The organism is Saccharomonospora cyanea NA-134 (assembly GCF_000244975.1).
Taxonomy (GTDB): Bacteria; Actinomycetota; Actinomycetes; order Mycobacteriales; family Pseudonocardiaceae; genus Saccharomonospora; species Saccharomonospora cyanea.
Window position 1 is genome coordinate 4,120,262 of the sequence record NZ_CM001440.1, and the last position, 18,557, is coordinate 4,138,818.

The 18,557-nt window shown below is 68.8% G+C and carries 22 protein-coding genes; 2 read left to right on the forward strand and 20 right to left on the reverse strand.

The annotated features are described in order from the left end of the window. Positions 1-61 precede the first annotated feature (61 nt). The 14 genes from SACCYDRAFT_RS19230 to SACCYDRAFT_RS19295 all read right to left on the reverse strand — a co-directional run bounded on the left by SACCYDRAFT_RS19230 (position 62) and on the right by SACCYDRAFT_RS19295 (position 11,653). Positions 62-496, reverse strand: coding sequence for a DUF2550 domain-containing protein (locus SACCYDRAFT_RS19230; RefSeq protein ID WP_005458732.1), 435 nt, complete (start codon positions 494-496; stop codon positions 62-64). 24 nt (positions 497-520) lie between these two features. Continuing rightward, positions 521-886, reverse strand: coding sequence for a F0F1 ATP synthase subunit epsilon (locus SACCYDRAFT_RS19235; protein ID WP_005458733.1), 366 nt, complete (start codon positions 884-886; stop codon positions 521-523). Between the two features lie 130 nt (positions 887-1,016). Next, positions 1,017-2,450 carry a F0F1 ATP synthase subunit beta gene (atpD, locus tag SACCYDRAFT_RS19240; protein WP_005458734.1) on the reverse strand — a complete coding sequence of 478 codons (1,434 nt, stop codon included), beginning with the start codon at positions 2,448-2,450 and terminating at the stop codon, positions 1,017-1,019. 3 nt (positions 2,451-2,453) lie between these two features. Beyond that, positions 2,454-3,386 (reverse strand): F0F1 ATP synthase subunit gamma, encoded by a 933-nt coding sequence (locus SACCYDRAFT_RS19245; RefSeq protein WP_005458736.1) that lies wholly within the window; start codon positions 3,384-3,386, stop codon positions 2,454-2,456. Positions 3,387-3,396: 10 nt separating this feature from the next. Continuing rightward, positions 3,397-5,043, reverse strand: coding sequence for a F0F1 ATP synthase subunit alpha (atpA, locus tag SACCYDRAFT_RS19250; protein WP_005458737.1), 1,647 nt, complete (start codon positions 5,041-5,043; stop codon positions 3,397-3,399). Between the two features lie 63 nt (positions 5,044-5,106). Continuing rightward, entirely contained in the window at positions 5,107-5,928 is an 822-nt protein-coding gene (locus SACCYDRAFT_RS19255) for a F0F1 ATP synthase subunit delta (protein ID WP_005458738.1), read from the reverse strand. A gap of 7 nt (positions 5,929-5,935) precedes the next feature. Further along, positions 5,936-6,472 (reverse strand): F0F1 ATP synthase subunit B, encoded by a 537-nt coding sequence (locus tag SACCYDRAFT_RS19260; protein ID WP_005458739.1) that lies wholly within the window; start codon positions 6,470-6,472, stop codon positions 5,936-5,938. A 47-nt stretch (positions 6,473-6,519) separates the two neighbouring features. Next, a complete protein-coding gene (locus SACCYDRAFT_RS19265) occupies positions 6,520-6,759 on the reverse strand; it encodes a F0F1 ATP synthase subunit C (RefSeq protein WP_005458740.1) in 240 nt (79 codons plus the stop codon). Positions 6,760-6,877: 118 nt separating this feature from the next. Further along, positions 6,878-7,660: a F0F1 ATP synthase subunit A gene (atpB, locus tag SACCYDRAFT_RS19270; protein WP_005458741.1), complete on the reverse strand. Its 783-nt coding sequence runs from the start codon at positions 7,658-7,660 to the stop codon at positions 6,878-6,880. A 201-nt stretch (positions 7,661-7,861) separates the two neighbouring features. Further along, entirely contained in the window at positions 7,862-8,395 is a 534-nt protein-coding gene (locus SACCYDRAFT_RS19275) for a hypothetical protein (protein WP_005458742.1), read from the reverse strand. Between the two features lie 75 nt (positions 8,396-8,470). Beyond that, a complete protein-coding gene (locus tag SACCYDRAFT_RS19280; RefSeq protein WP_005458743.1) occupies positions 8,471-9,634 on the reverse strand; it encodes a glycosyltransferase family 4 protein in 1,164 nt (387 codons plus the stop codon). Between the two features lie 70 nt (positions 9,635-9,704). Beyond that, the gene (locus SACCYDRAFT_RS19285) at positions 9,705-10,355 is read right to left on the reverse strand and encodes an L-threonylcarbamoyladenylate synthase (protein WP_005458744.1); all 651 of its coding nucleotides are present in this window, start codon (positions 10,353-10,355) and stop codon (positions 9,705-9,707) included. 48 nt (positions 10,356-10,403) lie between these two features. Continuing rightward, positions 10,404-11,267 carry a peptide chain release factor N(5)-glutamine methyltransferase gene (gene prmC, locus SACCYDRAFT_RS19290; RefSeq protein WP_005458745.1) on the reverse strand — a complete coding sequence of 288 codons (864 nt, stop codon included), beginning with the start codon at positions 11,265-11,267 and terminating at the stop codon, positions 10,404-10,406. A 35-nt stretch (positions 11,268-11,302) separates the two neighbouring features. Next, a complete protein-coding gene (locus SACCYDRAFT_RS19295) occupies positions 11,303-11,653 on the reverse strand; it encodes a MerR family transcriptional regulator (RefSeq protein ID WP_005458746.1) in 351 nt (116 codons plus the stop codon). A gap of 52 nt (positions 11,654-11,705) precedes the next feature. Between SACCYDRAFT_RS19295 and SACCYDRAFT_RS19300 the strand changes: the two genes are divergently transcribed. Together SACCYDRAFT_RS19300 and SACCYDRAFT_RS19305 are read left to right on the forward strand one after the other, a co-directional pair. Then, positions 11,706-12,488 carry an alpha/beta fold hydrolase gene (locus tag SACCYDRAFT_RS19300; protein WP_005458747.1) on the forward strand — a complete coding sequence of 261 codons (783 nt, stop codon included), beginning with the start codon at positions 11,706-11,708 and terminating at the stop codon, positions 12,486-12,488. A 33-nt stretch (positions 12,489-12,521) separates the two neighbouring features. Continuing rightward, positions 12,522-12,929: a hypothetical protein gene (locus tag SACCYDRAFT_RS19305; protein WP_005458750.1), complete on the forward strand. Its 408-nt coding sequence runs from the start codon at positions 12,522-12,524 to the stop codon at positions 12,927-12,929. Between the two features lie 24 nt (positions 12,930-12,953). On the opposite strand, the gene SACCYDRAFT_RS19310 is transcribed toward SACCYDRAFT_RS19305, so the two are convergent. Genes SACCYDRAFT_RS19310 through SACCYDRAFT_RS19335 form a run of 6 tightly spaced genes read right to left on the reverse strand, consistent with a single transcriptional unit; the run spans position 12,954 to position 18,552 of the window. Further along, entirely contained in the window at positions 12,954-14,111 is a 1,158-nt protein-coding gene (locus SACCYDRAFT_RS19310; RefSeq protein ID WP_005458752.1) for an ABC transporter permease, read from the reverse strand. Beyond that, positions 14,108-15,298: an ABC transporter permease gene (locus tag SACCYDRAFT_RS19315; protein ID WP_005458755.1), complete on the reverse strand. Its 1,191-nt coding sequence runs from the start codon at positions 15,296-15,298 to the stop codon at positions 14,108-14,110. Before SACCYDRAFT_RS19315 ends, SACCYDRAFT_RS19310 begins: the two co-directional genes overlap by 4 nt. A 14-nt stretch (positions 15,299-15,312) precedes the next feature. Continuing rightward, positions 15,313-16,251: an ABC transporter ATP-binding protein gene (locus tag SACCYDRAFT_RS19320; protein WP_005458757.1), complete on the reverse strand. Its 939-nt coding sequence runs from the start codon at positions 16,249-16,251 to the stop codon at positions 15,313-15,315. Next, positions 16,248-17,294, reverse strand: a complete 1,047-nt coding sequence (locus SACCYDRAFT_RS19325; protein ID WP_005458758.1) for a right-handed parallel beta-helix repeat-containing protein — start codon at positions 17,292-17,294, stop codon at positions 16,248-16,250. The genes SACCYDRAFT_RS19320 and SACCYDRAFT_RS19325 overlap by 4 nt, the downstream gene beginning before the upstream one ends. Continuing rightward, entirely contained in the window at positions 17,291-17,782 is a 492-nt protein-coding gene (locus SACCYDRAFT_RS19330) for a holo-ACP synthase (protein WP_005458759.1), read from the reverse strand. The genes SACCYDRAFT_RS19325 and SACCYDRAFT_RS19330 overlap by 4 nt, the downstream gene beginning before the upstream one ends. Continuing rightward, positions 17,779-18,552: an alpha/beta fold hydrolase gene (locus SACCYDRAFT_RS19335; RefSeq protein ID WP_005458760.1), complete on the reverse strand. Its 774-nt coding sequence runs from the start codon at positions 18,550-18,552 to the stop codon at positions 17,779-17,781. The genes SACCYDRAFT_RS19330 and SACCYDRAFT_RS19335 overlap by 4 nt, the downstream gene beginning before the upstream one ends. Positions 18,553-18,557: the final 5 nt, after the last annotated feature.

Below are 18,557 nucleotides of genomic sequence, written 5' to 3' on the forward strand. Positions count from 1 at the left end.
AGTACGAACACGCGTACGCAGACTGCGGACACGAGTGCGGGAAGTGAGGACACGGCCGCGGTCAGCTCGCTCGGGGGAGCCTCCGGCCCGGAGGGGCTGACTCCAGCCACGACAGGAACCCCGTCAGCGCGCCGGGCCCCATGGCGATCTCGATGGGTTCCTCGTCGTCCGGCTGACAACGGAGCACCCGCGAACCCGTGGGCACGGCGTACGACTCGGTGCCCACCGGGTCACGACGCCCGACGATCTGCAGTGTGTCCCTGCGGAAGACACGACTCGGCCCAATGCGCAGGCTCCACACGCGGTACCAGACGAACTCCTCACCGCGATACCGGCCCACACCGAGGTGCCAGCCGGAGCGATCGCTGTCCGGCCGCCACCGCAGAGCCACGCTGACGCCGCCACGGCGGCGCATGAACACCCATCGCAGCGCGTAGCACAGCGCCACGACGAGGAGCACGAGCAGGAGCGCCAGGACCAGCGTTGCGATGTCCATGGTCGGCTCCCGCTCGTTACCCGGTCAGACCGTTTGACCAGCCGCTCGAAGCCTGGCCGCTGCCCTCGCGCGCTCGGTCGCGTCCTCCTCGGCAAGCGCGCGACGCGCCTGCTCGACGTCGACCTCCTCGCCCAGCTCGGCCGACTCCGCGAGCACGCTGACGGCGCCGGCCGTGACCGACAGGAAGCCGCCATGCACGGCCGCCGTCACGGTCTCGTCGTCCGTGGTCGTCACCTTGACGATTCCACCCTCGACGAGCTGACCCAGCACCGGCTCGTGGCCGGGCAGGATGCCGATCTCGCCCTCGGTGGTCTGCGCGGCGACGAACTTGGCCGTCCCCGACCACAGGCGGCGTTCGACGGCCACCAGCTCGACGGACATCTCAGCCACGTAGCTCTCCTTCATGCCTCACGCGCGTTCCGCCCAGTGTAGCCCGGGGCCGCCGGCGGGCGGTCGCACCGGTGATACACGAACGACGGGGCCACATCCACAGTGGACGCCACCCCGTCGCTCACGGAACTCACTTGCCGGTGATTTCCTTGTACTTCTTCTCAAGGTCGTCAAGGCCACCGATACCCAGGAACGCCTGCTCCGGGTAGTGGTCGAAGTCACCCTTGGCGATCTTGTCGAACGCCTCGACCGTCTCCGACAGCGGAACCGTCGAGCCGGGGATACCGGTGAAGGTCTCCGCCACCAGCATGTTCTGCGACAGGAACCGCTCGATGCGGCGGGCCCTGTTCACCGTCAGCTTGTCCTCTTCCGACAGCTCGTCCATACCGAGGATCGCGATGATGTCCTGCAGTTCCTTGTACTTCTGCAGGATCCGGATGACCTCGGAGGCGACCCGGTAGTGGTCCTCACCGACGATGGCCGGGTCGAGGATCGTGGAGCTGGAGGCCAGCGGGTCCACGGCCGGGAAGATGCCCTTCTGGAACACCGAACGGGACAGCTCCGTGGTGGCGTCCAGGTGGGCGAAGGTCGTCGCCGGAGCGGGGTCGGTGTAGTCGTCCGCCGGGACGTAGATCGCCTGCATCGACGTGATCGACCGGCCCCGGGTCGAGGTGATGCGCTCCTGGAGCACACCCATCTCGTCCGCCAGCGTCGGCTGGTAACCCACGGCCGACGGCATGCGGCCCAGCAGGGTCGACACCTCGGAACCAGCCTGGGTGAACCGGAAGATGTTGTCGATGAACAGCAGCACGTCCTGGTTCTGCACGTCGCGGAAGTACTCCGCCATCGTCAGAGCGGACAGCGCCACCCGCATACGGGTGCCGGGCGGCTCGTCCATCTGCCCGAACACGAGCGCGGTGTCGTTGATGACGCCGTCCTCGCTCATCTCCAGGAAGAGGTCCGTGCCCTCACGGGTGCGCTCGCCGACACCGGCGAACACCGAGGTACCACCGAAGTTCTTGGCGACACGGGTGATCATCTCCTTGATGAGCACCGTCTTGCCGACGCCGGCACCACCGAACAGACCGATCTTGCCACCCTGCACGTACGGGGTGAGCAGGTCGATCACCTTGAGGCCGGTCTCCAGCATCTGGGTCTTGCCCTCGAGCTGGTCGAACGCCGGCGGCTTGCGGTGGATGCTCCACCGCTCCAGGTCCTCGCCGTAGCCGGGCTCGTCGAGGCACTCGCCGAGCGCGTTGTAGACGTGGCCCTTCACCTTGTCGCCCACCGGCACCGAGATCGGCGCACCGGTGTCGGTGACCTCGGCGCCCCGCACCAGACCGTCCTGCGGCTGGAGCGAGATGGTGCGCACGAGGTTGTCACCGAGGTGCTGAGCCACCTCCAGGGTGACGGTCTTGCGGAGTTCCTCGAACTCGATCTCGACCTTGAGGGCGTTGTTCAGGTTGGGCACCGCGCCACGAGGGAACTCGACGTCGACGACCGGCCCGGTCACGGAGACGATCCGCCCCTTGGCCGCGGTTGCTGTGTCTTGCACGGCAGTCATGGCTTACACATCACTTCCTGTGGCGGCGAGCGCGTCCGCCCCACCGACGATTTCGCTGATCTCCTGGGTGATCTGGGCCTGGCGGGCCTGGTTCGCCAGTCGGGTGTACGTCTCGACCAGCTCCTGGGCGTTGTCCGACGCCGACTTCATGGCGTTGCGCTGAGCCGCCAGTTCGGATGCCGCCGACTCCAGCAACGCCGCGTAGATGCGCGTGTTGATGTACTTCGGCAGCAGCGCACCCAGCAACTGCTCGGCACTCGGCTCGAACTCGTACGCCGGCGGGATGCCTTCCGGCTCCTCGGTGTACTCGATCTCGAGCGGTGCGATACGACGCGCGACCGGGGTCTGGGTGAGCATCGAACGGAACTCGGTGTAGACGATGTGCAGCTCGTCCACGCCCAGAACACCGTCCGCGCCCGCGTCGGTGCCCGAATCGTCCGCCCCCGCGAGGAACGCCTTCACCAGCGTCTCGCCCACCTCGGCGGCATTCTCGTAGTGCGGCTGCTGCGAGAACCCGGTCCAGCTGCCCGCGATCTCGCGGTTACGGAACCGGTAGAAGTTCACGCCCTTACCGCCGATCACGTAGAGCTGCGGGTTCTTGCCCTGTTCGCGGAGCAGGGCGAGCAGCTCCTCGGTCGCACGCAGCGCGTTGGCGTTGTAGCCACCGACCAGGCCCCGGTCACTGGTGACCACCAGCACCGCGACCCGGGAGGGGTTCGGGCGCTCGACCAGCAGCGGATGATCGAGACTGGTGCTGGCCCCCGCCAGGGCGGAGAGCACGTTGGTGATCTCCGTGGCGTAGGGCCGAGACGCCTCGACCCGTGCCTGCGCCTTGCTGATGCGGGACGTGGCGATGAGCTCCATCGCCTTGGTGATCTTCCCGATCGACTTGGTTGCCCGGACCTTCTGCCGGAGCTCACGAAGCTGAGCGGCCATTGCTCGCGCCCTACTTCTTCACAGTCTCGGGACGGTGCACCTTCACGGACTCCTGCCCGACCTTGTCGGCGTCCATGGGCTCCACGGTCTCGTCGCCGACCAGCGACTTGCCCTCGGAGGTGGTGAAGCCCTTCTTGAACTCCGCGGTGACCGACACGACCCGCTCCGCGAGCTCGTCGGACCACTTACCGGTGTCCCGGATCGAGGCGAGGATGTCGTCGTGCTTGTGCCGGATGTGCTCGAGCAGCTCGGAGTTGAACCGCGCCGTGTCCTCGATCGGCACGTCGTCGTAGTGCCCCTTCGTGCCGAGGAACACGGTGAGGACCTGCTGCTCCACGGGCACCGGCGAGTACTGCGGCTGCTTGAGCAGCTCGTACAGGCGGGCACCCCGGTCGAGCTGCGCCTTCGACGCGGCGTCGAGGTCCGAGGCGAAGGCGGCGAACGCCTTCAGTTCCTCGTACTGCGACAGGTCGATCCGCAGCGAACCGGAGACCGTCTTCATGGCCTTGATCTGCGCGTCACCACCGACTCGCGACACCGAGGTCGTGACGTCGACGGCGGGACGCTGGCCCGAGTTGAAGAGGTCCGACTGGAAGAAGCACTGCCCGTCGGTGATCGAGATGACGTTGGTCGGGATGTAGGCCGAGATGTCGTTGGCCTTCGTCTCGATGACCGGCAGACCGGTCAGCGAGCCACCACCCAGCTCGTCCGACAGCTTGGCGCAGCGCTCCAGCAGACGGGAGTGCAAGTAGAAGACGTCACCGGGGAAGGCCTCGCGGCCCGGCGGACGACGCAGCAGCAGCGAGATCGCGCGGTAGGCCTCGGCCTGCTTGGTGAGGTCGTCGAACACGATCAGAACGTGCTTGCCCTGGTACATCCAGTGCTGGCCGAGCGCGGAGCCCGAGTACGGCGCGAGCCACTTGAAGCCGGCCGCGTCGGAGGCCGGAGCGGCGACGATGGTCGTGTACTCCATCGCGCCCGCGTCCTCCAGCGACTTGCGCACGGAGGCGATCGTCGAGCCCTTCTGGCCGACGGCGACGTAGATGCAGCGAACCTGCTTCTTCGGGTCGCCGCTCTCCCAGTTGGCCTTCTGGTTGATGATCGTGTCGACGCAGACGGCGGTCTTGCCGGTCTTGCGGTCGCCGATGATCAACTGGCGCTGGCCACGGCCGATGGGCGTCATGGAGTCGATGGCCGTGATACCGGTCTGCAGCGGCTCACCCACCGGCTGCCGCTCCACCACCGAGGCGGCCTGGAGCTCCAGTGCGCGGCGCTCCGTGGACTCGATGTCGCCGAGGCCGTCGATCGGCTTGCCGAGCGGGTCGATGACACGGCCGAGGAAGTTCTCGCCGACCGGGATCGAGAGGATCTGGCCGGTGCGCTTGACCTCCTGGCCCTCTTCGATCGAGTCGAAGTCACCGAGGATGACGACACCGATCTCGCGCGGGTCGAGGTTCTGCGCGACGCCGAGGATGCCGCCGGGGAACTCCAGCAGCTCGTTCGCCATGGTGCCCGGCAGGCCTTCGACGTGGGCAACACCGTCGCCGGTGTCGACGACGACGCCGACCTCTTCCCGGCTCACGTCCGGGGAATAACTCGAGACGTAGTTCTCGATCGCGTTGGCGATCTCATCCGAGGAGATCGTCAGCTCCGCCATGTCGTTCCCGCTCTCACTTCGTTCTTGCCAGTGTGCAAAGTATGTGTCATGTCGCCGGCTCGTTCACCCGGCCAGTTGCCTGCGGAGGGCTTCCAGCCTGCCGGCGGCACTGCCGTCGATCACCTCGTCGCCGACCCGGACCACCAGGCCGGAGCCCAGCGAACGATCGAGGGCCACGTGCAACGCGGTCGGTCGCCCGTAGAGCCGTTCCAGCTGACCCGAGAGGCGCTCCCGCTGCTCGGCCGTCAGCTCCGTCGCGCTGGTGACGTAGGCCACCACCCGGTCGTTACGACCGGCGGCCAGCTCCACCAGCTGGTCGACACCGCGTGCGACGCTGCGACCGCGTGGACGGAGCACGACCTGCTCGACCAGCACCCTGGTGATCGGGTCGACCTTGTCCGCGATGAGCTGACGGACGAGGCTGCGCTTCGCCTCGGCGGGCGCCGTCCTTTCGGACAGCGCCCCCTCCAGCTCGGGCTTACCGTCCAGGATACGAGCGAACTGGAACAACTCGTCCTCGACGGCGTCCAGTTTGCCTGCTTTTTCCGCACCGACGAGCAGGGCGGAGAAACCGAGGTGTTCGAGGCCGTCCACCAGCTCACGCGGGGTCGACCACCGTTGCCCCACCACGGCTTCCAGCACCGACAGCGCGGGAGCCGAAAGCTTGTCCCGCAGCAGGGTCGCGACCAGCTGCTTGCGGGCCTCGGGGTCCGACGAACCGTCCGACACGGCCCGCCGCAACCCGATCTCCTTGGTGAGCAGGTCCACCACGGAGAGCAGCTCTTCCCCGACGGCGGACGGATCGGCGCCCGCGTCGCCGAGTACTCCGTCGAGACGGGTCTCGGCGAAGCTCAGAGCCTCGCGGCTCGCAGCATGCAGCGTCATCTAGGCCCTACTTCCTTGCTCCGGCCGCACCACTGACTTCGAGCTCGTTCAGGAACCGGTCAACGGTGCCACGGCGCCGCGCCTCGTCCTCGAGCGATTCACCCACGATCCGCCCGGCGAGCAGGACGGCGTTGCGCCCGAGATCCTCTCGAAGCTCGGCCACCAGCTGAGCCCGCTGGGCCTGCAACTGCGCCTCGCCCTGCGCGACGATGCGTCGCGCCTCCTCCTCGGCCTGCGCCCGCAGCTCTTCCTTGATCTGCTCGGCCTCGGCCCGCGCGTCATCGCGGATCTTGGCCGCCTCGCTGCGAGCCTCGGCGAGCTGCGCCTTGTACTGCGCCAGCGCCTGCTCGGCCTCGGCCTGAGCCTTCTCGGCCTTCTCGATGCCGCCCTCGATCTTGGCTGCCCGCTCCTCGTACAGCTTCTCGAAGCGCGGTTTGACGAACTTCGTCATGACGAACAGCAGGAGGAGGAAAGCGATAAGACCGATGATGATCTCGGAGGTGTGCGGAAGAACAGGGTTGTACTCTTCCTGCGCCAGAATCATCGCCGTCTCCACTTCGTCTGGTTACTCAAGCAGTCGGTGGAGGGACGTCAGCCCGCGAGGAAGAAGAGCACGAACCCGAGCAGCGCGAGCACCTCGACCAGGGCGAACGTGGTGAAGCCGATGTTCATCAGCTTGCCCTGCGCCTCCGGCTGGCGGGCGGTGCCGCTGATGACCGACGAGAAGATCATGCCCACGCCGATACCACCACCGATGGCACCGAGGCCGTAGCCGATGACGGCGAGACCCGCGTTGATGTCGGTCTCGGCGGCCTGCTGGGCAAGAAGCATGGAGCTCACGTGATTTCCCTTTCCAACTTCGTCCGTGTTCGGTTAACGGAGTCTTTGCCTTGGGGTCGAACGGACGTCACCTTCGCGTAGGCCGTCCGCCGGTCTTTTCTGGTTCGGCTCAGTGCTCTTCGGCCAGAGCCGCTCCGATGTAGTTGGCCGACAACAACGCGAAGATGAACGCCTGGATCACCATGATGAGTGCCTCGATGAAGGTCATCGCCAAGGCACCCGCGAACGAGAACGCGGAAACCGCCTTCACCAGACCCTCGCCGTGCAACAACAGGTACTCGGCCGAGATCCCGAACAGCATGATCAGCAGGTGACCCGCGAACATGGCCGCGAAAACCCGGATCGCCAGCGTGATCGGGTTCATGAAGAACTTGGTGAAGAACTCGATCGGGCTGAGCAGGATGTACACGAGCTTCGGCGCTCCCGGAGGCGCGAGCTGCAGCCTGAGGTATTTGCCGAGGCCGTGCTTCCTGATGCCCGCGTAGTGGTACACCGGGTACACCACCAGCACCGACAGGGCCAGCGGGAACCCGATGTGCGACATCGTCGGGAACTGGAGGATCGGCACGATCCCGAAGAGGTTGTTCACCAGGATGAAGGTGAACAGGCTCAGCACCAGCGGCACGAAACGGAGGAAGTCCGCCGCGCCGATCTGCTCACGGGCGATGTTGTTGCGCCCGAAGTCGTAGAGCGATTCGACGAGGAACTGCCCCTTGCCCGGAACGACGCTCATCTTCCTGGTGGTCAGCAGGAAGAAAGCCACGATGATGACGACCGAGAGCACGGCAAGCAGCATGGGTTTCGTGACCCAGCCGAAGATTGCCGGCAGATTGAAGGCTTCTGCCGTCGGCGGTGTGAATTCGTCACCTGCGGCTAGTACCAGCGCGCCCAACTGGGCTCCTTCCGGTTCTCCCGGCCGGCGTTCACTCCGCCGGGGGAATCGTCACAAACCTGGACTTAACGTACCGGATACAGTTCCGGCACCGTGCAGGGCATCCCCGAACGGGGATGAGACCTCGTTGCGGACGATACCAGGAGCGGAACAGGCAATCCGTACGGGCGTACTTCAACGGACCTCGATCGGACGACCGGGCTACTCGTCCGTAGTCCGCTCCACCGAACGGGGGACGACGAGCGTGGGGGTCCGGGTCGTCCGGAACGCCACCACCTCGGCCGCCGCCCACGCCACGACGGTCACCAGCATGCCGAACGCGAGTGCGGGCCTGCTGAACCCCTCGACGTCCCTCAGCAGGAGCATGACCAGCAACAACGCCGTCATCTTCACCGCGTAGCCACCCAGCGCGAGGGTCATGAGCGTGCTCGGCGGGCGCGTGGCCGCGACCCGCATCATCGTGATCGTCACGAGGGACGAACCGAATCCCAGCACGACACCGAACGCGGCACCCACCAGCCCGGGTCGCCCCGCCGAGAGCGTGGCCACGCCCACTGTGACGAGCACCGACGGCAGCGACAGGAGCATGCCCCACCGCAACATCGCGTCGGCGAGCGCGTACACCGATCGCGCGTGCGCGGCACGGACCTCCGCCTCGGCGGAGTCACGGGCGGCGTCCTGCGCGGAGTCGTGGGCGGCCGTCCCGGCGTCCGCGCCACCGTCCACTGCGTTCACTCGCCTCGCCCCTCCGATCACCTGCTGCCTCACCACACCGGCCGGCCTCGCCGGCCTCGCCGGCCTCGCCACAGCCTATGCGGTGTTCTTCTGGCCCTGACGTCGCAGGCGCGGCACGAACGAGACGAGCGCGGCGACCAACAGCCCCCCACACGTGCCCCAGAACACGGCCGCCGTGTCGAACATCGCCACCGCGACCGCCCCGAACGCGAGCAGAGCGGCCCACAGATAGATGAGAAGCACGGCCCGACGCTGGGAGTGCCCGATCTCCAGCAACCGGTGGTGCAGGTGCATCTTGTCGGCCGCGAACGGGCTCTCCCCGCGCCGGGTGCGGCGGACGACCGCCAGCACCAGGTCGAGCAGCGGCAGGAACAGCACCGCCGCCACCACGAACAACGGCGAGAGCAGGGCCACGACGTCGGTGGCGTCGAACGACGTGTAGACGATCCGGCCCGACGCCGACGTGCTCGCCGCGGCCAGCATCAGCCCGATCAGCATCGAGCCCGAGTCGCCCATGAAGATCTTCGCGGGCTGGAAGTTGTGCGGAAGGAACCCGAGACAGGCGCCGGCGAGCGTCGCCGCGATGAGCGCGGGCGGATAGGTGCTCACCTCACCGCCGGAGGAGTCGAGCAGCCAGAGCGTGAACGTGCACGTCGCCGCCGCCGCGATGAGCCCGAGCCCGCTCGCGAGCCCGTCGAGGCCGTCGACGAAGTTCATCGCGTTCACCATGACCACGACCAGCAGCACGACCAGCAACCCACCCTGGTTGCGGTCGAACATGAGCACGTTGCCGAGCGCGTCCGCGTCCCCGCCCCACGGCACCCACAACGAGACCCACTGCACGCCGAACAGCACGAGGATGCCCGCGCACAGGATCTGACCCGCGAGCTTGGTCCACGCGTCGATCTCGAACCGGTCGTCGAGCGCGCCGATGAGCACGATGACGCCACCACCGATGAGGACGGCGACGGGATCGTAGGAGTACTCGAAGGCCCGTCTCAGCACCGGCAGCTGGTGGGCCAGCGCCATGCCGCCGACCACACCGAGGTACATCGCGAGCCCGCCCATCCTCGGGATCGGGACGACGTGGACGTCGCGTTTGCGCGGGACGGCGACGGCCTTGACCTTGATGGCGAAACGGCGCACGAGAGCGGTGAGCAGGTAGGTCACCGCGGCGGAGACGAGAGCGACGAGCAGGTACTCGCGGATGGGGAGACCGGTGGGGACAGCGGAGTTCACGACCGCGTCACCCTCCGAAACATACGAACGGGTGGTTCACAGTGCGCAACGCTACCGCTACCGATCACGGTCACTCTTTCGGGCCGATCTCCATGCCCAGCGCCTCCGACACCGCCTCGGCACTCACCGCACCCTCGCGAAGCAGGGACGGGGTGTCGCCGGTGAGATCGACAATGGTCGACGGCACGGGTTCCCCGCTGGGGCCGCCGTCGAGATAGACCGCGACGGACTCGCCGAGCTGGTCACGTGCCTGTTGCGCCGTGGACGCGGGCGGCTGCCCGGAGACGTTGGCGCTCGACACGGCCATGGGCCCGACCTCCCGCAGCAGTTCGAGCGCCACGGGGTGCAGCGGCATGCGCAGCATCACTGTGCCCCGGGTGCTGCCGAGATTCCACTGCAGGCTCGGCGCGTGCGGCACGACGATCGAGAGATCGCCGGGCCAGAACGCCTCGATGAGACTCCGGGCCTGCTGGGAGAGACCGAGCACCAGCCCATCCACTGTGGACCATGAACCGACGAGGACGCCGACCGGCATGTCCGGCCCCCGGTTCTTGGCCCGCAGCAGGGCGCGCACGGCCTCCGCGTCGAAGGCGTCGGCACCGATTCCGTAGACGGTGTCGGTCGGCAGGACCACGAGCCTGCCGGAACGCACCGCCGAGGCGGCAGCCTTCAGCCCGTCGGACCTCGTGTGCGGCTCACCGCAGTCGTACACCGCGCTCATGCGCGCCAAGCTTAGCGATGCCGTTGCGCCGGGCCACGGCCCCGGCGGTCACACCCTGCGGGCCGTGACGAAGCGTGGCCGCCCCGCCAGGTCGGGGTGGTCGACCACGTCGGTGAGCACGCGCCGGGCCTCCAGGAGGGGCGGCACCGCGTGCGCGTGGGTGTCGTCGTGCTCGACGGCGACGCCGCCCCCCGGTCTCAGCAGGCGAGCCGCCATCGTGACGACGTGTCTGATCACGTCGAGCCCGCCCTGCGTCGCGAACACCGCCTGCGGCGGGTCGTAGTCGGCGACCTCCGGCGGCACGGGTGTGCCCTGCGGCACGTACGGCGGGTTGCACAGCACGAGGTCGACGAGTCCGTCCAGCTCGGCGAACACCGTGTCGTCCGTCACATCGCCGGAGTACAGGCGGATGGGCGTGTCACCGGCCTCGGCGCGCAGGTCGGCGTTGTGCCGGGCCCAGGCGAGCGCGTCGGGGTCGTTGTCCACCGCGTAGACGACCGCGTCCGGCCTGGCGTGCGCCACGGCGAGGGCGAGGGCACCCGACCCGGTGCACAGGTCCACCACCACCGGGTACTCGCGGCCCTTGAGCAGCTTGAGCCCCCACTCCAGCAACAGTTCGGTCTCGGGCCGGGGAACGAACACTCCCGGACCGACCCGGACACCGATGCCGCCCATCACGGCCTCCCCGAGGAGGTACTGGAGCGGCACGCGGGTGGCGCGTTCGGCGACGATGCGACGGATGGCCTCCACGACGGGTGGATCGACGAGGGGAACGAGCGGCAGCCGTCCCCGGTCGACACCCAGCACGTGGGCGGCGATGAGTTCGGCCTCGGTGCGCGGTGACGCGACGCCGGCCTCGTCCAGGATTCGAGCAGCCTCCATCAGCGCCAGTCGCAGGGGCAGTCTCTTCACGGCGTCAAGACTTGCACATGCCCCGGACAGCGTGGTCAGACCGGGACCCGACCGGCCAGGCCCGCCAGCGCCGTCCGGTTGCGTCGCAACCTCTCGATGTGGTCGTCGACGGCGCGGAGCTGCCCTTCCAGTAGTTCGCGCAGCTGGGGACACATGTCGAGGTCCGGCTTCTCCCCTCGCGCGCACGGGAGCACGTGCCGGATCTGCTCGGTGGAGAGGCCCGCGCCGAGCAACGCCTTGATCTGCCGCACCCGGATGATCGCGTCCTCGTCGTAGACGCGGTACCCGTTGGTGTCACGCCGCACCTGGAGCAACCCCTGGGACTCGTAGTACCGCAGCAGCCGGGCACTCACTCCCGTACGGGCGGACAACTCACCGATCAGCACGTCACCCTCCAGTCTTGACCTTGTCACCGGTGTCAGGCTCTAACGTCGCGGCATGATCGATAATTTCGCGACGTCGACGAGGGGTTCGGGGCCCGGGCTGCTGCTGGCCCACGGTGCGGGCGGCGGCGTGGAAGCGAACTTCGCACCGTTGATCGACGAACTGGCCCGTACCCACACCGTGATCGGCTCCGACTACCCGGGCAGCGGCGCCACGCCGCGCAGCACCACCCCGCTGAGTCTCGACGGGCTGGCCGACTCGCTCGTGGCCGCGGCCGTGCGAGCGGGAGTGCCACGGTTCACCGTCCTGGGCTACTCGCTGGGCACGGCGGTCGCGGTGAGGGCGGCCACCCGGCACCCGGAACGGGTGACAGGACTGATCCTCACCGCCGGGTTCTCCCGACTCGACAACCGCATGCGCCTCGGCATCGAGATCTGGCGTCGTCTGCTCGACGGCGACCGCCGGACTCTCGCGGAGTTCCTCACCTACGCGGCCACGGACCCGGTTCGGCTGGCCGAACTCACCCCCGAGGCACTCGGGAGGGCCGTCGAGAACCTCGCCGCGACGATCCCGCCCGGCAGTCCGGAGCACGTCGACCTGGTCGCCTCCGTGGACACGCGGGCCGAACTGCCGCGCATCAGCGTGCCGACGCTCGTCGTGGCCACGACCCGCGACCAGCTCGTGAGTGCCGACCTCGGGCGTGAACTCGCGCACGGCATCCCCGGAGCGCGGCTCGTGGAGATCGACTGCGGGCACGCCATCGGCGCGGAGGCTCCGGCCGAGTGGCTGAAGGTCGTGACGGACTTCCTGCGCCGACCACAGGCGGCCGACGCTTGATCTCCAGTTTGGTCGAGGTACGAGAGTGGGTGCATGACGGCACACAGCGACACGAACACGATCCTTCTCTTCCACAACACCATGCGGATCACCGACGGCCATCTGGAGAGCTTCCGTGACGCCGTCGTCCGAGCCGTGGAGTTCGTCCGGCAACACGGACCGCAGTTGCTGGTGGAGACCTTCGTGGACACCGAGCGGATGCTCGCGCACAGCTTCCAGCTCTACCGCGACTCCGACGCGGTCCGGACGCACTGGAAGCTCGCGGACCCCTACATCCGGGAGGTGATGGAGCACTGCCGGGTGGAGCGCTTCGACGTTTTCGGTGAGCCGGACGCCGAGGTGGCGGAGAGCCTGCGCTCCGGCATCGGCCGGGAATGCCCGGTCACGTTCCACCCCCGCGTCACCGGTTTCGTCCGCTTCGCCACGGAGTCCCGGGCGTGACCGTGTCCTGAGGGGCGGGCCGCCTCAGGTGACGACCACGGCCCGCCTGCGGAAGACCACGAGGGCCGCACCGAGCACGACCACCGCCATACCCGCGATGACGGCCACCTCCGGCCACACGTCGGCCAGCCCCGCGCCCGGTTCGGTGAGTGCCAGGAGTGCGTCCATGCCCCACGCGTGCGGGAAGAGGTAACCGAGCGTGCTCAGCGGTTCCCCGGCCACCTCGCGTGGCCACAGGCAGCCGCCGAGCATGCCGAGCACGATGCCCAGCGGCGGACCGATCGCGGGGGCCTGTTGCGGCGAGGAGACGTAGGCGCCGACGAGCATCGCCGCACCCGTGGCCACCAGGCAGAAGACGCCCACCACCACGGCGACGCCGAGCGGATCGCCCCATTCGACGTCGAACAGCAGCGCGCTCACCGTGATGATGAGCAGCGACTGTGCCAGTGCCACGGCGAACCGGCTCACCGCCTCGCCCACCAGGATGCGCTCCTGACTCACCGGCGCCGCCACGGAACGCCGGATCATGCCGAGCCGCTTGCTCTCCACGAGGGCGGCGGCGACGGCCATGGAGTTGATGAACGTGAACAGCAACAGGTTGGCGGGGGCGGTGTAGGCGAACCCGCTGGGCGTGCCACCGTCGTCGGCTCCCTCGCTGGTGCGGACGCCGACGGTGGCAGGCGCGGCCTCGGCCTGCGCCTGGCTCACGTACCGGGCCGCTTCCTCGGGCGTGGCGCCCGCCTTCTCGGCGGCCCGCCGGGCTTCCAGTACGGCGGCCACCTTGCCGACGGCGACGTCGATCTCGGCGCGCGCCGCCAGCGTCGTCCCGTTGGTCTGCGCCATCACGATGTCGAGCTCCGGCTCGCCCGGTTCGATCACGAGCCCGGCCGCCACGGTGCCCTTGCTCACCTCGTCTCGCAGCTCCTCCACGGAGTCAGCGGGCTCGACGACGACGTGGTCGCCTCGCTCCAGCTCGGACAACACCGCGGCGGCCACCGGGTCGGTCTCGTGTGCGTACACGGCGATCGGCAGTTCGTCGTCGGCGGAGGTGCCGCCCATGGCCAGCCCCACGAACAGGATCGTCACGAACGGCATGACGACCATGAAGAACAGACCCACGCGGTCGCGCACCTGCCGCAGCAGGTTCGCCGCGACCAGCGCGGCAATCGGACGTGGTCTCATGCGAACCGTCCCTTCGCGAACCGCAGGAATGCCGGTACCCCCGCCGCGACGCCGATGCCCAGCAGCACCGCCACCGGCGTGGCCACGGCGGACACCCCAGCACCGGCCTCGGCGAGCTCACCGAGGCCGGTCGACACCCAGCCGTTGGGAGTGATCAGCGTGGCCGTCTGGAGGAGGTCAGGCAGGTTGTAGACGGGGACGATGCTGCCGCCCAGCAGCGCGAACACGAACGAGACGGCCATGACGAAGCCGTCCACCTGCGCGTCGGTTCTGGCGCGACTCGCCACGAGCAGCACGAGCATCGTCGCGGCGAAGGTGTGCCCGAACAGCAGCAGGAACACCGCCGTCGGGTCGCCCCAGTCTGTGCCGAAGATCACCACCGAGGACACCCAGGTGACGCACATGCTCACGAGCGCGAGCAGAAAGCCCACCGCGGCCTTGCCCGCCAGCGTCGTCCACAGCGGGATCGGCGCCGCTCTCATGCGGTCGAGCGTCCCGAGCTGCCGTTCGGTGAGCAGGCTGCGCGCCGACGTCCCCGCCACGAAGAACGCGAACATCACGGCCATCCCGGCGCCGTAGTGCACCGTCATGTCGACCTCGGCCGCGGCCACCGTGTCACCGGAGATCCTCAGCGCCGGGCCGTCGGCGCCGTTGGCCTCCACGAACAGTTTGACCTCGTCGGCCGGGACCCCCGCGTCCAGCGAGGCCTTGACCGCGAGTGTCCGCGCCTCGACCAGCGCCGAGATCTGGTTCACCAGGCTCCTGGCGATGGCTCCGGCGTACGGAGCCTCCACCGACTCCAGGACCGACACCTCGCCGCCCTCTCCCGCGCTGACGCTGTCGCTGAACCCGGTGGGGAACACGATGGCCGCACCGATCTCACCCGCGTCCAGTGCGCCCCGCGCGCCGGGTTCGTCGGGGAACTGCCGGAACTCCAGCAACTCCCGCAGCTCCTCGGTCTCCATCGCCTCCCGCTGCACGCTCGCCGGGAACTCGCCGCCGTCGTCGTCGACGACACCGATCACCGTGCGCAGCGGGCCCTCGTCGTCGCCGCCGAGCGCGACACCGAACAGCGTCGCCAGCACGACCGGCGCGACGAAGGCGATCAACAACGCGGTTCCGTCCCGCAGGCGGGACCTCAGTTCATGACCGACGATCACGGCCAGAGGGCCGAGCTTGCTCGCCACGCTCACTCCTGTGGTCAGTCGCGCAGTGTGCTGCCGGTCAGGTGGAGAAACGCCGCTTCGAGGTCCGGCTCGATCACCTCGACACCCGTCACCTGCGCCACGCCGGTCACGGCGGCGAGCAGGCCGGGAAGCAGGTGCCGCCCCCCGACGGCCAGCAGTCGCACCGAGTTCTGCCCGGTGACCGCGGCCTCGGTGACGCCCTCCACGACCCGTAGCTTCTCGGCCGCGGCTTCGACGTCACCGTCGAGAACGAGTTCGACCGTGTCGGTGCCGCCGAGTTCGGACACCAGCTCCCGCCTCGTACCGTCGGCCACGACCCTGCCCTTGTCGATGATGCCGACCCGCGTGCAGACGCGTTCGACCTCTTCCATGTAGTGCGAGGTGTAGAGCAGGCTCATGCCGTCGCCGACGAGCCGCTCGACGTTGTCGAGGATCGCCACCCGGCTCTGCGGGTCGACGCCCACCGTGGGTTCGTCGAGGATCAGCAGCCTCGGCTCGTGCAGCAGTGCCACACCGATGTTGGTGCGGCGCTTCATGCCACCGGAGTAGGTCTGCACCTTGTCGTCACCGCGTTCGGTGAGCCCGACCGCCGCCAACACCTCGTCGATGCGCTGGGCGAGTCGCTTCCGCGGTAGGCCGTAGAGCCGCCCGAAGTACCGCAGGTTCTCCCGCGCGGTCAGCTCGGGGTAGAGGGCGATCTCCTGTGGCACGTAACCGATGAGCCGCTTGGCGGCCACCGGGTCGTCCCCCACGTCGATGCCGTGGACCCGCACCGACCCCTCGTCGGGTCTCAGCAGTCCCACGAGCATCGAGATGGTCGTGGTCTTCCCCGCGCCGTTCGGGCCGAGCAGGCCGTACGCCTCACCGGGCTCGATGTGGAAGCCGACCTGGTCGACCACCGTCTTGTCGCCGTACCGCTTGACCAGGTTCTCGCAGCTGAGAGCAGCGGTCATACCGTCCCCTGTGGTCCGTTTCCACCGAATGGTCCTTCGGGCTGTGAGGAGCCGACCACATTGTTGCGGAACCGCTGCGCGGACGGGTCGGTTCCGACCAAAGCGTCGAACGGTTCGTTATCGGTGACGACGTTCCACTCGAAGGAGTTGTCCACCGCGTCGGAGCCGCCCCAGTCGGCCGAGCTGGCCAGTACCAGCGCACCAGGCATGACCGAGGGCCCGGACGGGCGGTTGTCGTGCACGCGGTTGCCGACGACCGCGACCCGCTCGACCCCGATCGCGGCGATGCCCACACCGGAGATCGGCGGGCCCGCCGCGCCCAGGGCATCCGGTTCTTCGCCGCCCGCGGCGAGCGTGTTGCCGACCGTCTCGTTGCCCGCCACCAGGCAGTCCCGCACCCCGCCCGGCAGTTCACCCTCGTAGGTCTGGTGCAGCAGGAGAATGCCCGCGGCGTTGCCGTGGCAGCGGTTGCCCAACACCCTCACACGGCTGGAGTTGTCGACGAACACCCCGAACGCGCTGCCGGTGCAGTCGCTGTCGGACACGACCGCCTCCGCCTCGGGACAGAACGCGAACGCGACCCCGGCGTACTGACTCGCGCTCGCCCGGCACCGCTCCACCGCCAGGTCGCTCGACTCGCGCAGGTACAGTCCCCACACCCGGTTGTCGTCGGCCTCGACGTCTCGCAGTCGCACGCCCGAGCAGCTGTGGACGTACACGCCCGCACCGCTGAAGCCACGGACGGTCAGGCCCTCGATCTCCACGTCCGAGACCGCGTGGACCGCGATGCCGCTGACCACGCCGTCCGGTGCGTCGTGCAGCGGCGGGATCGTCGTCGGAGCCACCGCGCCGGGCACGATCACCGTGCGCCCCGAACCCGCGCCCACCAGCCTCACGCCGGGTTCGGTGAGGGCGAGGCTGCCCTCGTAGGTCCCTTCGGCGAGCCGCACCACCGTTCCCGGCCCGGCGGCGTCGAGTGCGGCCTGCACCGACTCACCCGGAGCCACGGAAACCTCGGTGCGGGCATCGGTCGCGGAACTCATGAGGACTCCTTCGCAGAGGTGACGAGTACGGCAAGGGCGACGATCACCTCGTGGTGTCGTCCCCAGCGGGCGGCGCCGACCACGGACGTCCCGTCGTGGCCCGTCGCCCCCAGTCGGGCCAGCGCCGCGTCCCGGCTGGCCCCGCGCACCACGTAGGTGCGCCTTTCGGTCAACGTGATGTCGGTGGCCGCGGTGATGGACGGCAGCGCGTCTGTCAGCAACCGTTCGGCCGGGCCGGGGACTTCGGTGTCCTCGCACGCGGCGAAGTCGTGCCAGGAGAACCCCGGAGGCCGTCCGCCCACTGCCTTGACGAAGCTCTCCTTCACCGCGACGCCGACCGCGGTGGCCAGCGCACGGTCCTCGGTGAGGTCCCGCTCGTCCGCCGCGATGACGTGCCTGGCGTACACGGCACCGTTGCGGTCGAGGGCTTCGGCCACCCTCCGCGCGTCCAGGACGTCGACGCCGAACAGCACAGCGGGCACCCTCATCCGGTGATCCGGTCGAGGAAGGACAGCAGCCGCCGCGTGTAGTCGTCCGCGCGCTCCACCATCGGGATGTGGCCGCAGTCGTCCACCGTGACGAACTCCGTGTCCGGGTGGCGCGGCACCAGTTCCCGCCACGGCTCCACCGGCGTCATCCGGTCGTGGCGGCCCCACACGTACAACGAGGGACAGCGGACCTTGTCCAGTCCGGACGGCACCCGGTAGGTACGTGTGGCACGCAGGCTGCGGGCCATCGCGACCATGGCCGGGCCGGTGGAGAGCAGCTCACCGGTGTCGCGGATCTGCTCCTCGGTGAACAGCGGCTCGCCGTGGAACAACGCGCTCAGCATGCGTTCCCGGAACTGGTCGGTGGCGAGCTTGACGCTGCCCCGCCGGTCCATGCTCAGGCCCACGTCCGGCTCGGTACTCAACCCGGGCGCGCCGCTGACGACGATGCCGCGGACCCGATCGGGGAACCGGCCCGCCAGGTCGATGGCCACCAGCCCGCCCAGCGAGTTGGCGCAGACGACGACCTCGCTGGCTCCCACGTCGTCGCACGACTCCAGGAACGCGTCACCGAGCCGTTCGATGGAGCCCGCCACTCTCGCGTCGACCGCGCAGATCGCCTCGTTCGTGCGCAGCACCGGCCAACCCGCCCGCGACAGGGCGTCGAACGGGTGGTCCCAGATCCACTTGCCCGCGAACAACGCGGACATGAAGGCGACGAGGGGCCGGTCCGCGGGGGTGTTGTAGTGCTCGGCGGTGAAGGTGGGCAACGGAC